Source organism: Paraburkholderia caffeinilytica (assembly GCF_051027425.1).
In the GTDB taxonomy this organism is placed as follows: domain Bacteria; phylum Pseudomonadota; class Gammaproteobacteria; order Burkholderiales; family Burkholderiaceae; genus Paraburkholderia; species Paraburkholderia caffeinilytica_A.
In genome coordinates this window covers 1,913,827-1,926,737 of sequence record NZ_CP186552.1, presented here as the reverse complement: position 1 = coordinate 1,926,737, position 12,911 = coordinate 1,913,827, and the positions used below count along the sequence as shown (strand labels likewise).

General features: G+C 62.1%; 13 protein-coding genes. 5 read left to right on the top strand and 8 right to left on the bottom strand.

What is annotated here, in order from left to right; translation table 11 throughout:
* Window positions 1-16: 16 nt before the first annotated feature.
* The gene (locus tag ACOSV0_RS08475) at window positions 17-583 is read left to right on the top strand and encodes a hypothetical protein (RefSeq protein ID WP_434109851.1); all 567 of its coding nucleotides are present in this window, start codon (window positions 17-19) and stop codon (window positions 581-583) included.
* Here the strand turns inward: ACOSV0_RS08475 and ACOSV0_RS08470 are convergent.
* From ACOSV0_RS08470 to ACOSV0_RS08460, 3 genes are all read right to left on the bottom strand, one after another.
* Window positions 580-1,326 carry a glucose 1-dehydrogenase gene (locus tag ACOSV0_RS08470; RefSeq protein WP_434109849.1) on the bottom strand — a complete coding sequence of 249 codons (747 nt, stop codon included), beginning with the start codon at window positions 1,324-1,326 and terminating at the stop codon, window positions 580-582. The two genes, ACOSV0_RS08475 and ACOSV0_RS08470, sit on opposite strands and share 4 nt — an antisense overlap.
* Before the next feature lie 316 nt (window positions 1,327-1,642).
* A complete protein-coding gene (locus ACOSV0_RS08465) occupies window positions 1,643-2,665 on the bottom strand; it encodes a histone deacetylase family protein (protein ID WP_434109847.1) in 1,023 nt (340 codons plus the stop codon).
* 79 nt (window positions 2,666-2,744) lie between these two features.
* A complete protein-coding gene (locus tag ACOSV0_RS08460) occupies window positions 2,745-4,055 on the bottom strand; it encodes an MFS transporter (protein WP_434109846.1) in 1,311 nt (436 codons plus the stop codon).
* Window positions 4,056-4,194: 139 nt separating this feature from the next.
* On the opposite strand from ACOSV0_RS08460, the gene ACOSV0_RS08455 reads away from it, so the two are divergent.
* Window positions 4,195-5,154 (top strand): LysR family transcriptional regulator, encoded by a 960-nt coding sequence (locus ACOSV0_RS08455; protein ID WP_434110216.1) that lies wholly within the window; start codon window positions 4,195-4,197, stop codon window positions 5,152-5,154.
* A gap of 152 nt (window positions 5,155-5,306) precedes the next feature.
* Here ACOSV0_RS08455 and ACOSV0_RS08450 read toward each other — a convergent pair whose 3' ends face one another.
* Complete coding sequence (locus ACOSV0_RS08450; protein ID WP_434109844.1) at window positions 5,307-6,056, bottom strand: sulfite exporter TauE/SafE family protein; 750 nt, start codon at window positions 6,054-6,056, stop codon at window positions 5,307-5,309.
* A 161-nt stretch (window positions 6,057-6,217) separates the two neighbouring features.
* Here ACOSV0_RS08450 and ACOSV0_RS08445 point away from each other — a divergent pair, with 161 nt between their 5' ends.
* A complete protein-coding gene (locus tag ACOSV0_RS08445; protein ID WP_434109843.1) occupies window positions 6,218-7,108 on the top strand; it encodes a LysR family transcriptional regulator in 891 nt (296 codons plus the stop codon).
* Between the two features lie 168 nt (window positions 7,109-7,276).
* Complete coding sequence (locus ACOSV0_RS08440) at window positions 7,277-8,254, top strand: PDR/VanB family oxidoreductase (RefSeq protein WP_434109841.1); 978 nt, start codon at window positions 7,277-7,279, stop codon at window positions 8,252-8,254.
* A 54-nt stretch (window positions 8,255-8,308) separates the two neighbouring features.
* Here ACOSV0_RS08440 and catC read toward each other — a convergent pair whose 3' ends face one another.
* The 3 genes from catC to catB2 form a co-directional block, all read right to left on the bottom strand.
* Window positions 8,309-8,599 (bottom strand): muconolactone Delta-isomerase, encoded by a 291-nt coding sequence (gene catC / locus ACOSV0_RS08435; protein ID WP_063496017.1) that lies wholly within the window; start codon window positions 8,597-8,599, stop codon window positions 8,309-8,311.
* A 131-nt stretch (window positions 8,600-8,730) separates the two neighbouring features.
* Complete coding sequence (gene catA / locus ACOSV0_RS08430; RefSeq protein WP_434109840.1) at window positions 8,731-9,639, bottom strand: catechol 1,2-dioxygenase; 909 nt, start codon at window positions 9,637-9,639, stop codon at window positions 8,731-8,733.
* Between the two features lie 47 nt (window positions 9,640-9,686).
* Window positions 9,687-10,844: a muconate cycloisomerase CatB2 gene (catB2, locus tag ACOSV0_RS08425; protein ID WP_434109839.1), complete on the bottom strand. Its 1,158-nt coding sequence runs from the start codon at window positions 10,842-10,844 to the stop codon at window positions 9,687-9,689.
* Between the two features lie 102 nt (window positions 10,845-10,946).
* On the opposite strand from catB2, the gene ACOSV0_RS08420 reads away from it, so the two are divergent.
* Window positions 10,947-11,834, top strand: a complete 888-nt coding sequence (locus ACOSV0_RS08420) for a LysR family transcriptional regulator (protein ID WP_434109838.1) — start codon at window positions 10,947-10,949, stop codon at window positions 11,832-11,834.
* Window positions 11,835-11,945: 111 nt separating this feature from the next.
* Here the strand turns inward: ACOSV0_RS08420 and ACOSV0_RS08415 are convergent, their stop codons facing one another.
* Window positions 11,946-12,866: a LysR family transcriptional regulator gene (locus ACOSV0_RS08415; protein WP_434109837.1), complete on the bottom strand. Its 921-nt coding sequence runs from the start codon at window positions 12,864-12,866 to the stop codon at window positions 11,946-11,948.
* Window positions 12,867-12,911: the final 45 nt, after the last annotated feature.

Genomic DNA, 12,911 nt, shown 5'->3' with positions numbered 1-12,911 from the left:
AAGGACGGAAGAGACGATGTGCGCTATCTGCGAGTTGAAAATCGAGTTCAACATCAGCCATCCATTGGCGCTCTCGGTCGCGGTTGCAACGCGAACGGCAATCGATGCGGGAACGTTGCCCGAGAGCCTGATGGATGGTGCGTTGAGCAATGTGAAGATGCGTATGGCCGCGATCGACGCATTGAAGGGCCTGACGGCCCGGCTCGAAGCATCGAAGTCCGCCAGCGAGCTGCAGGCGCTGCCGGACTTTTATGTGCTGCTGATCGAAATCGGTACGTGGGGATTTTTTCACGCGACCGAAACCGGCTTCGATCCGGACGTGACGCCGCAACCGCCCAACGTCACGTCGGACGATCAGGCGGAGCGGGATGTGGTGTTCGTGACGTCGGAAACGGCGTTGCGCGCCGTGCTCGAAGGCCGGATGTCTATCGATGCGGCATTTGCCGGCGACCTGATGATGCTGGATGCGAATGCGGACCACACGGCGCAGCTTCGCGCCGTGTTGAACGATGCGCTCCCGGATTGGCTACCGGGTTCGCTGCCGGGTTCGCTCCCATCACCGAGCTACGCATCATCCTGTTAGCGCGCACCGCCGCTGGCGATCAGGCTTTCACCGGTCATCCAGCGCGAGTCGTCGGAGGCGAGGAACACGGTGACGTCGGCGATATCGTCAGGCTGACCGATGCGGCCGAGCGGTGTCGTGCTGACTGCCCACGCCTCGAAGTCCGAGCCGATGAAGCCGGCGCTATGCGTGCCTTCCGTTTCCACCATGCCGGGATTCACGGAGTTGACGCGAATCTTGCGCGGGCCGAGTTCACGTGCGAGCACGCCGGTGATGGCGTCCACGGCGCCCTTGGTGCCGGTATAGACCGCGCTGCCCGGCGGCGTGATGCGGCTGACAACCGAACTCACGTTCACGACGCTGCCGCCTTCGCCCAGATGCTTCACCGCCGCCTGCGTAACCAGCAGCAGGCCCAGCACGTTCACATTGAATTGCTTATGGAAGTGCGCTTCGGTGATCTCTTCGATCGGCGCCATCTCGTACACGCCGGAGTTATTGACGAGGATGTCGAGACGGCCATAGGTTTCGACTGCCGCATCGATAATGCCTTTCGCGTCGGCTGCCTTGGACACGTCGCCTGCAACGGCCACGGCCTTGCCGCCCGCCGCCGTGATCGCGGCGACGACGTCGTCCGCGCCCGTCTTGCTGGACGCATAGTTCACCACCACCGAAGCACCCTGCGCCGCCAGTGCCTTCGCAATCGCGGCGCCGATACCTTTCGATGCGCCCGTTACAACCGCAACCTTACCTGTGAGCTTGCTCATGATCGTGTCCTTTTAGATGGAGTTCGCGCCGGCGTCGCTGCCCCGAGATTTCGCGGGGCTGACGTCGATGAAGCCGGAAATGCATTGGCGCTGTCACAGGACACAATGTAGGCACACAAGCCGCATGGATAAAGCGGCTCAAAACGAATAGATACGTCGGATGAGCCGAACAATCGGGAACAACCGGAAAGGCACGGCTCACGGGACGCATAGAAAACGCGTCAGACCATATCGCGTGGCGTCGCGATAGGGTCTGATGCTTACAGTATCCTTCTGGTCCCACCTGTCAATTCGGCGGGGCACGCACCCGCCCGGTTTATCGCTTCGATACAAACCCGCCGAAGAACGAATGCGCGTTCGCCTCGAGCGATTCGATGTGATAGCCGCCCTCCTGCACGATCAGCGTCGGCAGTTTCAGCGCGCCGAGTTGGCTGCCGAGTTGGCCGAAGCCTTCGGTCGTCACGGCCACCAGCGATTGCGGGTCGTCCTTGTAAATGTCGAAGCCCAGTGCAACGACCAACGCGTCGGGCTGGAAACGCGCGACTACGCGCAACGCCGCATCCAGTTGCTCGAAGAACACCGCTTCCGACGAACCGTGCGGCATCGGCAGATTGACGTTATAGCCCTCGCCTTGCTGCGCGCCACGCTCATCTTCGAAGCCGGCCACCACAGGATAGAAATTCGTGGGATCGCCATGGATCGACACGTACAGCACGTCGTCACGGCCGTAGAAAATCTCCTGAATGCCCTGGCCATGATGCATGTCGGTATCGAGAATCGCGACGCGCCGGTACTTCTGCCGCAGCGCCTGTGCCGCGACCGCCGCGTTGTTCAGATAGCAGAAGCCACCCGCCGCTTCGGCGCGCGCGTGATGGCCCGGCGGGCGGCATAGCGCGTACGCTTCACCCGCGCCGTCGAGAATCGCGTGCGCACCGGCCAACGCGCTTTGCGCGGACCAGTAAGCGGATTCGTAGGTATCCGCGCCGACCGGGCAACTGCCATCGGCGAGATAGCGTGCCGCTTGCGCAAGCACGCCGCGCAAAGGATTATTCTCGCGGATATAGATGTTCGACATCACCTCGTCGCCCCAATCCGCGGGAATCTTCCTCCACTCGCGGTGCGCTTCTTCGAGGAAGCGCAGATAGTTCATCCCGTGCACGTCGGCGAGCGGCGCAGCGCCGAAATCCGCCGGTTCACGCACGTCGAAACCAAGCTTCTTCGCGGCTTCGACGAGTCTCAACGCACGCTCGGGCACTTCTTGCGGCGAGCGCATCTGGCCACGCGACAGATAGCTGCGCGGATGATGCTTCAACTGGGCCGGATGAAAAAACGTCTGCATGTTCCAGTTCCTTGGCTTCAGGCGGAGGCCGGTGCGGCCATCATCGCACGCGCCGGCAACATCCTTTATTTCATTTGGTTCAGCGTGCCGGCAGCGCTTCGGGCGCATCGGCACGACGGTGTTTCAGCGCATCCAGTGCGACGATGCATGACAACGAGATGCCCGCGAGGCACGTGTAAAACACCGCAAGCGGCCACCATTGCCCGGTAAATTTGTGCGCAAGCCATGTCCCAGCCAGCGGCGTCAAACCACCCGCTATCGCGCCACACACCTGGTACGACAGCGAGATCGCCGAATAACGCACCCGCACCGGAAATACGCCGCTCACAAAGCCCGCGATCACCGAATAAAAACTTGCCATGCAAACCACCGCAAGCGCGATGCCGACAATCATCGACAACCGGCTGCCGCTTTGCACGAGCGTGAACATCGGATACGGCGAGAGCATCGCGGCGAACGCGGCGAGCTTCAGGAAACGCGCACCGCCTATCTTTTCAGCAAGCCACGCGGCCAGCGGCTGCGCCAGAAACTGGATGATCGCGACCGCGAACAGGCAATCGAGAATCAGCGATTTCGACACGCCGATGTTTTGCGTGGTGTACGAAATCATGAAGGTGTTGGTGAAATACACCCCCGCGATACCGATCGTGTTCGCGCCGATGCACAGCGCAACGAGCGCGCCGGAGGAGCGGAACACTTCGGCGATCGGCAACTCGACCGTACGCTTCGCGTCTTTCTCACGCTGGAATTCCGGCGACTCGTTCACGCCCATGCGGATAAAGATGCCGACCGCGAGCAGCACCGCGCTCGCCAGAAACGGCAGGCGCCAGCCATAGGCAATGAAATCGTCGTGCGACATCGAGGTAACCGCGCGAAATGCGATCAGCGAGAGAATCAGTCCGGCCGGACTGCCCAGTTGCGCGAACGAAGCGAAGAAAGTGCGCCGCCCTTTCGGCGCATGTTCGCCGGCCATCAGCACGGCGCCGCCCCACTCGCCGCCCACGGCCACGCCTTGCACCACCCGCAGCAACACCAGCAGCACGGGCGCGAGTACGCCGACCTTCGTATAAGCCGGCAGCAAGCCGACGCACACGGTCGCGACACCCATCATCATCAGCGTGGTCATCAGCGCCTTCTTGCGGCCGATGCGGTCGCCCAGGTGGCCGAAGATCACGCCGCCGAGCGGCCGCGCAAAGAAGCCGACCGCGAAGGTCGCGAACGACGCCATCGTGCTGACAAACGGGTCGTGCGACGGAAAGTACAGCTCGCCGAACACCAGCGCGGCGGCGGTGGCATAGATGTAAAAGTCATACCACTCGATCATCGTGCCGATGAAAGCGGCGCTTGCCGCTCGCACAGGCTGACGGGTGGCGTGGGTTGAAGCGTTCATGGCGGCTCCTCAGTCGCGATTCCTGAGATCAGGGCATCTTGTGGGATGTTTTATCGCCAACCATAAAATATTAGTCAAATTTCGGTTTATTATCCCCGCTATAAATCTGGCTAATGTCGAAGGGGACTCCATGACTCAGTTGCGCGCGGACGTCACGCGTTTTTTGAATGACCGGCTCGACTGGAATCTGCTGCGCACCTTCCTCGTGATCATGCAGGAGCGCAGCGTGAGCCGTGCCGCCGCCCGTTTGCACCTGACACAACCCGCGGTCAGCCAGGCGCTCAAACGGCTCGAAGACACGCTCGGGCGCAATCTGATCCAGCGGCGCGGCCCGCACTTCGAACCGACCCGCGCCGGCGAGGAGGTGTACCGGATCGCCAGCGATATTTACGGCCACATGTCGCGGCTGGAAACCGAGCTCGACGACCGCAGCGACGATATCACCGGGTCGATCCGGCTGCTCACCGTGAGCCGGATCGACTCCGGCGTCTACGACGAATTCCTCGCGGAATTCCACAAGACCTATCCGCGCGTGGACCTGCATATCGAAGTGATGCGCTCGTCGGACATCATTTCGTCGTTGCTGCAAAAGACGGCCACGGCCGGTCTCGGTCTATGCCGAACGCCTGTCGACAAACTCGAGCAACGCTGTTTTCTGCGGCAACGGTATGCGCTTTTTTGCGGGCGGCATCATCGGCTGTTCGGGCGGCATGCTTTGTCGATCGATCAGTTGCTGGCGGAAAACTTCGTATCGTTCACCAGCGACCAGATCGGCGACAGCCTCTCGCCGCTCACGGTGTTTCGCGATCAACGCGGCTTCACCGGACGCATCGTGGCGGCCTCGCCGAGCCTCGACGAAGTGCGCAGATTGATCTTCGCCGGATATGGCATCGGTTGCCTGCCCGAGCATATTGTGCGCGACGATCTCGCGCAGCAACGCCTATGGCGCCTGCCGCCCGAAGAGGGTTTAGTGGACGTCGACATCGATCTGCTGTGGCTGCGCGCCCGCAAGATGAACGCCGCCGAGCAGGCGTTTCTCGACGGCATGGAGCGCACGATGCAACGCTACGCGCTACCCGAGCGGCTTGCGCCGCGTTGATTGTGGGTGAGCCTGAAGCGCAACTGATTTCAGCGCTTACGTATGAGCGCGATCTGCACCGCCACGCTTGCCAGCACCACTAACGCCCCGAGCGTATCCAGAATAGTCGGCAACACGATCCAGCCCTCCTTCATACACAGCCCAACTCTCTATCAAACGAACGCACGCGCCAGCAACTGAATGCCGAGGCCGAGCAAACAAATAAAGAACCAGCGGCGGAACGTCTGCGGACTGATACGCCCGCGCACCCGCTGCCCGATCCCCATGCCGATCAGCGCGGGCACCACGGCGAACAGGGATTCGCCCAGATCGCCGACGGCAAATGCGTGCTCGCGCGCCAGCCCGATCGCGAGCGCAATGGTGGAAACGGTGAACGAGAGACCGAGCGCCTGAACCAGATCCTCTTTCTTTAACGAAAGTCCTTGCAGATAAGGCACCGCCGGCACGACGAACACGCCGGTGCCGCCGGTGATCAGGCCGGTGAGTCCGCCTATCGCCGGCGACAGCCAGGGTTCGTGCCGTGCCGGAACCGAGAAGCGCCACGCCATCAACCCGGCCACGGCATAGAGCGTCAGCGCAGCCCCCAAACCCACGACCGCCCAATCCCCGCCCCCACCGGCAATGAAGGACGCCGCCGCGATTGTTCCGGCGACAATGCCGGCCATCATCAGCCACAACCGCTTGAATAGCACTCGCACGCTGGGGCCCGCGAACAGTTGCCAGACGTTCGTGACGAACGACGGCAACAGCAGCATCGCCGCGGCCTGCGCCGGCAGCATCAGCGTGCCGAGCACGCCCATGGCGACGGTCGGCAAGCCCATGCCGGTCACCCCCTTGACGAAGCCGGCTACGACGAACGTCGCGGCCACCACGCTCACACGCATAGCAAAAGAAGAGATCATCGGGATGTTGTTCTGGATGTCATGTCCGCGATTTTCAATTGCCGCAGCGCCGCCCACAATGCGTAAGATACGTACTGTGCCTTAGGCTATGACTAAGGCTCAAAACGCGACCGCAGCTATGGTTACAACCGCGGTCACAACACCCACTCCAATCCGATTCCATGCGCTTCGACCTGATCGATCTCCGCCTTTTTCTGCACATCGTCGAAACCGGCAGCATCACGCAAGGGGCGGCATGCGCGAACATGTCGCTGCCGTCGGCCAGCGCACGTTTGCGCGGCATGGAAGAGGCGTTGGGCGTGCCGCTGCTGGAGCGCGGTCGGCGCGGCGTGGAGTCCACGGCGACCGGCGATACGCTTGCGCATCATGCGCGACTCGTGCTCGGCCAGATCGACCGGATGCAAGGCGAGCTCGGCGAACATCAGGCGGGGCGCAAGGCGTGCATCCGTCTGTGGACCAATACCGCCGCGATCACCGAATTTTTGCCGTCCACGATCGGCGTATTTTTGCGCGATCACCCGAACGTGCAGATCGATCTGAAGGAACGGCAAAGTACCGAAACGGTGAAAGCGGTGCTGGCCGGCGCGGCGGAGATCGGCATCATTTCGGATGCCGTCGAGCACGGCACGTTGCAGACGCTGCCCTTCGCCGTCGACAAACTCGTGCTGGTCACAAGCCGCGACGACCCGTTGGGCGGGCGCCGTCGCATTACGCTTGCTGAAGTGGCCGACCGTGAGTTCATCGGCTTGAGTACGGGCAGCGCGTTGCACGCGTACCTTGGCGAACGTGCACTGCTATCCGGGCAACCGCTTAGCGTCCGGGCGCATATGCGAACCTTCGACAGCGTCTGCTGCATGGTCGAACAGGGCGCGGGCATCGCCATCGTGCCGGCCACCGCCGCGAAACGCTATCGCGGCACGCCGGGCATTCGCACCATCGAACTGACGGACAGTTGGGCCACGCGTCAGTTGCTGATCTGCATGCGCGACCTGAACGCGCTGAAGCGGCCGGAAAAAGCGCTGGTCCGGCATCTGGCGGGTGTAGAAGGATAACGAGGGCGCACGGCTGAACACCTTATTATCAATTCGACTTATTTCATAACCGATTTTTAATCGATTTGCCTGATTGTCGGCGGTTTCTTATCCTTGACGCACAACCGGCCGCCGCGCATTGCATGCGGCGTCCGCTCTGCCCCTCCCTGTCCTTTGGCCGGCAAGATCATGGAAAGAACCACCTTCAGCGTACGCGTCGACAGCGTGCGTGACGAAGCGCACGGCGTGCGCTCGTTCAGCATCTCGCGTCTGGACGGACAACTGTTCGACCGCTACGAGCCCGGCGCGCATATCGACGTCACCGTGCCCTCGGGCATCACGCGACAGTATTCCCTGTGCGGCGACCCCGATCATCGTGAGGCGCACCTCTTTGCCGTCAAACGTGAAGACGCGTCGCGCGGCGGCTCACGCTCGCTGCATGATGACGTGACCGTCGGCAGCGAATTGACGATCGGCGCGCCGCGCAATCTGTTCCAACTCGCGTCCGGCGCGAGCGAACACATTCTGATTGCGGCAGGCATCGGCGTTACGCCGCTATTGAGCATGGCATACCGGTTGCTCAAGCAGAACCAGCGCTTCGTGTTGCACTATTTCGCGCGCAGCAAGGAGCACGCAGCGTTCTTGCCGTTGCTGTCGCGCGCACCCTTCAGCGATTTCGTGCGGCTTCATTTCGGCATCGGGAAAGAACAACTCGATGCAGTACTGGCCGACTGCGTGGCCCACGCGCGCGAAGGCTCGCACATTTATACCTGTGGCCCGGCGCCTTTCATGGAGCGCGTGGTGGCGATCGGCGAACAGCGCGTGGCTGCCGAAGCGATTCACCTTGAACGCTTCGCCGCCGAGCCTGCTACGGCGGCTGCCGGCGAGTCGAACACGCTCGATGCATTCGACGTGCAGATCGCCAGCAGCGGCGCTACGGTCCATGTCGATAAAAATACGACCATCGTCGCGGCGCTGGCGTCGATCGGCATCGAAGTCGATACGTCTTGTGGCGAAGGCGTATGCGGGACCTGTATGGTCGACGTAGTGAGCGGCACGCCCGAGCATCGCGATCATTGCCTGAGTAAAGCGGAACGCGCGAGCGGCAAGGTGATCTGCTGCTGCGTCTCACGCGCTGCTTCGCCGCTGCTGGTACTCGATCTTTAAGAATCTTTGGTGCGAGTCCGGTGCTGCATTCGCAGCACCTTCATTCCAGCGCCCTTACCGGTCGTCGTCGCGAATCGACGATGCATGCCGGCACAGCGCGCGCACTTCGACATCCATATACGGGAACAGCGGCAACTGGCTCAGCACGTCGTGCAGATGCGCAGGGCTTTCCACGTCGAACACACTGATATTCGCGTAGCGCCCGGCGATGCGCCACAAGTGACGCCATACGCCCTCCTGCTGCAACTTCTGCGACATGGCTTTCTCGTCGGACTTAAGACGCGCGGCGCGTTCCGCGTCCATGTCGGGCGGCAGGTTGACGGTCATCTCAACGTGAAACAACATGTTTGCTCTCCTTTTCTGATCGGTAACGAAAAACCCCGACTACGCGGTAAACAAAGCCGCACAGCCAGGGTCGAAAGATTCATGGGGTACGTCTATGCGTTTTCAGGCGGGCACGTCACGGCGCCGCTGCCTTAGGCTTCGGCGCGCAGCCGCTCCACTTCAGCGTCCGGCAGATTGTCGCGCTCGTTGAACAGCGTGAAGTCGAAATCGATCAGCGCGAACTGGCCTTCCACGCCATAAGGTTTGCCTTCCGCGCCCTCGGCCTGCTTGACCGCCGGCACAAGGCCGTCGCGCGTGGCGAACGCGAAGTCGTCCCACAGATACGGATCGCCGTCGATGTTGATCTGGGTGGTCAGCTTGCGATAGCCCGGCGCCGAAACAAAGAAGTGGATATGCGCCGGACGGTGCCCATGACGGCCCAACTGATCGAGCAGCAACTGCGTCTGCCCTTGCGGCGGCACCGAGTAACCCACCGGCACCACGCTGCGGAAGCTGTACCTGCCTTCGGCATCCGTGCGAATCGAGCGGCGCAGATTGAAGGCCGGCTGCGACTTGTCGAAGTACGAGTAATTGCCGAGGTGATTCGCGTGCCACACTTCAACCAGCGAATTCGCCAGCGGCTTGCCGTCTTCGCCGAACACGCGTCCGCGCATCACCAGCGTCTGACCGGGATCCGTGCCGTCATCGAGCCGCGCATGGCCGTCGGACACCGGCGCGCCCGCCACATACAACGGTCCTTCGATGGTGCGCGGCGTGCCGCCTTCGATCCCGGCCTTCGCTTCGGCTTCATCCATGCGCAGATCGAGAAAATGCTCGAAGCCGAGGCCCGCGGCCAGCAGGCCCAGCTCGCCGCTCTTGCCCGCATCGCCGAGATAATTCAGCGCGGTCCAGAATTCGGCCGGTTGCACGTCGAGGTCCTCAATCGTGTAGAACAGATCGCGAACGATGCGGTTGACGATCTGCTTCGTACGCGGATTGCCTTCACGGGTGGCGCTGTCGTTGATCTTTTGCAGCAGCGCGTCGATGGCTTGCTTGTTCATGGGGTATCTCCTTCGTTTAATGTTCTTGGCGGCCGGCGAATGAACCGTCAGTTCGTGGTGATGCCTGCGCCCTTGCGCGTATCGCGCCGCAGGCGGTCGATCTTGTCCCAGTCGAGCGTGATCCCGAGCCCTGGCCCTTGTGGAAGATGCAAAGCAAAATTTTCGTAGCGCAGCGGCTCGGTGAGAATCTCTTCGGTCAGCAGCAACGGCCCGAACAGTTCAGTGCCCCATTTCAGTTCACTGAAGGTACTGAAGAGTTGCGCCGAGGCGATCGTGCCCACCGCGCCTTCAAGCATCGTGCCGCCGTACAGGTCGAGGTTCGCGGCCAGCGCAATCGCCGCCACCTGCGCCGCGCCGGTCAGGCCGCCCGATTGCGCGATCTTGACGGCGAAGACATCGGCCGCACGCGCACTGGCGATGGCGAATGCATCAGCCGGGCCGTGCAAGGCTTCGTCCGCCATGATCGGCACCTGGGCGAGATCGGTCAGACGTTTGAGGCCCGCGCGATTCTCCGCGGCGATTGGCTGCTCGATCAGTGTGACGCCGGCATCGGCGAAACGCTTGCCGGCCCAGATCGCTTCGGATTCGGTCCACGCCTGATTCACGTCGACCCGTACCTCGCCGCGTCCTTCCAGCGCTTTCTGAATCGCTACGACGTGCGCGACGTCGTCGGCAAGCGCGCTCGAACCGATCTTCAGCTTGAACACGCGATGCCGCTTCGCTTCGAATACGCGTTCGGCTTCGTCGATATCGCGGGTCGTGTCGCCACTTGCCAGGGTCCAGGCCACCTCCACCGAATCGCGCACGCGGCCGCCGAACAACTCCGACAAAGGCACGCCGAGACGCTGCGCCTGGGCGTCGAACAAAGCGGTTTCAAGCGCGGATTTCGCAAAACGGTTGCCCTGAAACAACCCGCGCAGCGTCGCCATTGCCGCGCCCGGACGGGTTGCGTCCAGCCCTTTGAGCAGCGGCGCGAAATACGTATCGATGTTGACCTTGATACTTTCCGGGCTTTCCTCGCCGTACGCGAGACCGCCGATGGTCGTGCCCTCGCCCACGCCGACCACGCCGTCGGCGCAGCGAACGCGCACCAGCACGAGCGTCTGGCAATTCATCGTTGCAACCGAGAGGCGGTGCGGACGAATCGTCGGTACGTCGACGAGAATCGTCTCCACGCTCTCGATCTTCACGGGTGTTGCTATCATTCGTTGCCCTCCTGAACTGCTTTCCTGAGAGCACCATAGTAGAAACAACCCGAGAAGCAGTCCAACACCGATTCCGACTACTTCCATACCTTAGAGGTATGCATGGAACTTCGCCAACTCCGCTATTTCATCGCGGTCGCCGAAGAAATGAACATCACGCGGGCCGCCAACCGTCTGCATATGACGCAGCCGCCGCTCAGCCGCCAGATCCAGCAGATCGAGGAAAGCGTTGGCCTGCCGTTGTTCGAACGCGGCTCGCGACCGCTGCGCCTCACTGAAGCCGGCCGGATTTTCTATGCGCAGGCCAGGCGTCTGATCGACGAAGCCGACGAACTCGCCCCACTCACGCGACGCCTCGCGCAACTGGCCGAACGCATCGTGATCGGCTTCGTGCCGTCCACGCTGTATGGCGCGCTGCCCGCGGTGATCCGCGCGTTTCGCGAGGCTGCGCCGCATATCGAGTTGTCGTTGATCGAAATGTTCACCATCGAACAGCTCGGCGCGCTCAAAGGCGGCCGTATCGATGTCGGCTTCGGCCGTTTGCGTTTCGACGATGCACAACTGGCGCGCGAAGTGCTCGTCGAAGAAAGGATGATTGCCGCACTGCCGCAAGACCATCCGCTCGCCCGCCAGAAGAAACCGCTGACGCTCGCCGCACTCGCGCAGGAAACGTTGATCGTCTATCCGAGCACGCCGCGGCCGAGCTACGCGGACCAGCAGCTATCGGCCATGCACGACCATGCGCTGGAGCCGAAAGCGATTCATGAAGTGAGGGAATTGCAAACCGCGCTGGGGCTGGTCGCGGCGCAAGTTGGCGTGTGTCTCGTGCCGGAAAGCGTGGAGGGTTTGCGCGCGCATGGCGTGGTGTACCGGCCGGTTCCGGCCGCCAATATCGCGTCGCCGATCATTATGAGCCGACGGTTGCAGGATGAGTCGCCGACTACGACGCTGCTGTGTTCGCTGGCGCGAGAGTTGTTCAAACGGGGTTGAAAACGGGCGTGACGTCGCACGCTAGTGGACACGTTTGGCGGCGTTTTGCGCGGCGCTTCCAAGCGCCTCGCCTATCAGGCCCCCACGCAGCAAACGGCGCAGCAGCCCGCCTCAACGCTCATCAAACCGCCGCACGATATCGCCCATCAGATTGCGCAGCCACACGTTGCCTTCGTCCTGATCGAAATGCTCGTGCCAGTGCATGGTGACGGCCGCCATCGGCAACGTAACGGGCAATTCGTAGAGCTGAAACCCGCCATCACGATTGAAAATCTGCGCGAGGCGCCGCGGCAGCGTCGCGAACAGATCGGTCACGGCCAGCACGCTCGGCAACGCCACGAAATGCGGCAACTCCAACGCAATATGGCGGCCCACACCTTGCGCGCGAAACGCGTCGTCGAGCGCGTAGTGGCTGTGCTCGACCGACGTGATCTGCACGTGCGACGCGTCCAGAAACGCCTTCATGCTCAGCTCTTTCGTGCGCGGCAAACCGCGCCGCTTGCGCGTCATGCAAACGTAAGTCTCTTCGAACAAGGGTTGATGAAGCGTGTGCGCAGTCAACGTGGGCAGATTGCCGATTGCAAAATCGAGCCGGCTGCCACGCAGCGCATCTTCAATTTCTTCTACCGGCAGCGGCTCGATGCGCAGCTTCACGCGCGGCGCCTGCTGGTGCAAGGCCTCGCAAATCGGCGGTAAATACGCCAGCTCCCCCGCATCGGACAGCGACAAGCGGAACGTGCGCGTGCTCACCGCCGGATCGAAGTGCTCCGCGTAACGCAGCGCTTCACGCACCGTATCCAGCGCCCGCGCGACGATGCCCGACAGTTCGAGCGCAATCGGCGTGGGCTGCATGCCGGCGCGCGTGCGAATGAACAGCGGATCGTCGAATAGCGTCCGCAAACGTCCCAGCGAATAACTGATCGCGGGCTGTGACAGCGCAAGCCGCTGGCCGGCCCGCGTGAGGCTGCGCTCCTCGACGATCGCCTGGAAAACGCGCAGCAGATTGAGGTCGACGTGGTCCAGCGAATTCATCGAGATATCCATGGGATTGATCTTATATTTTATTTTAGATCAATT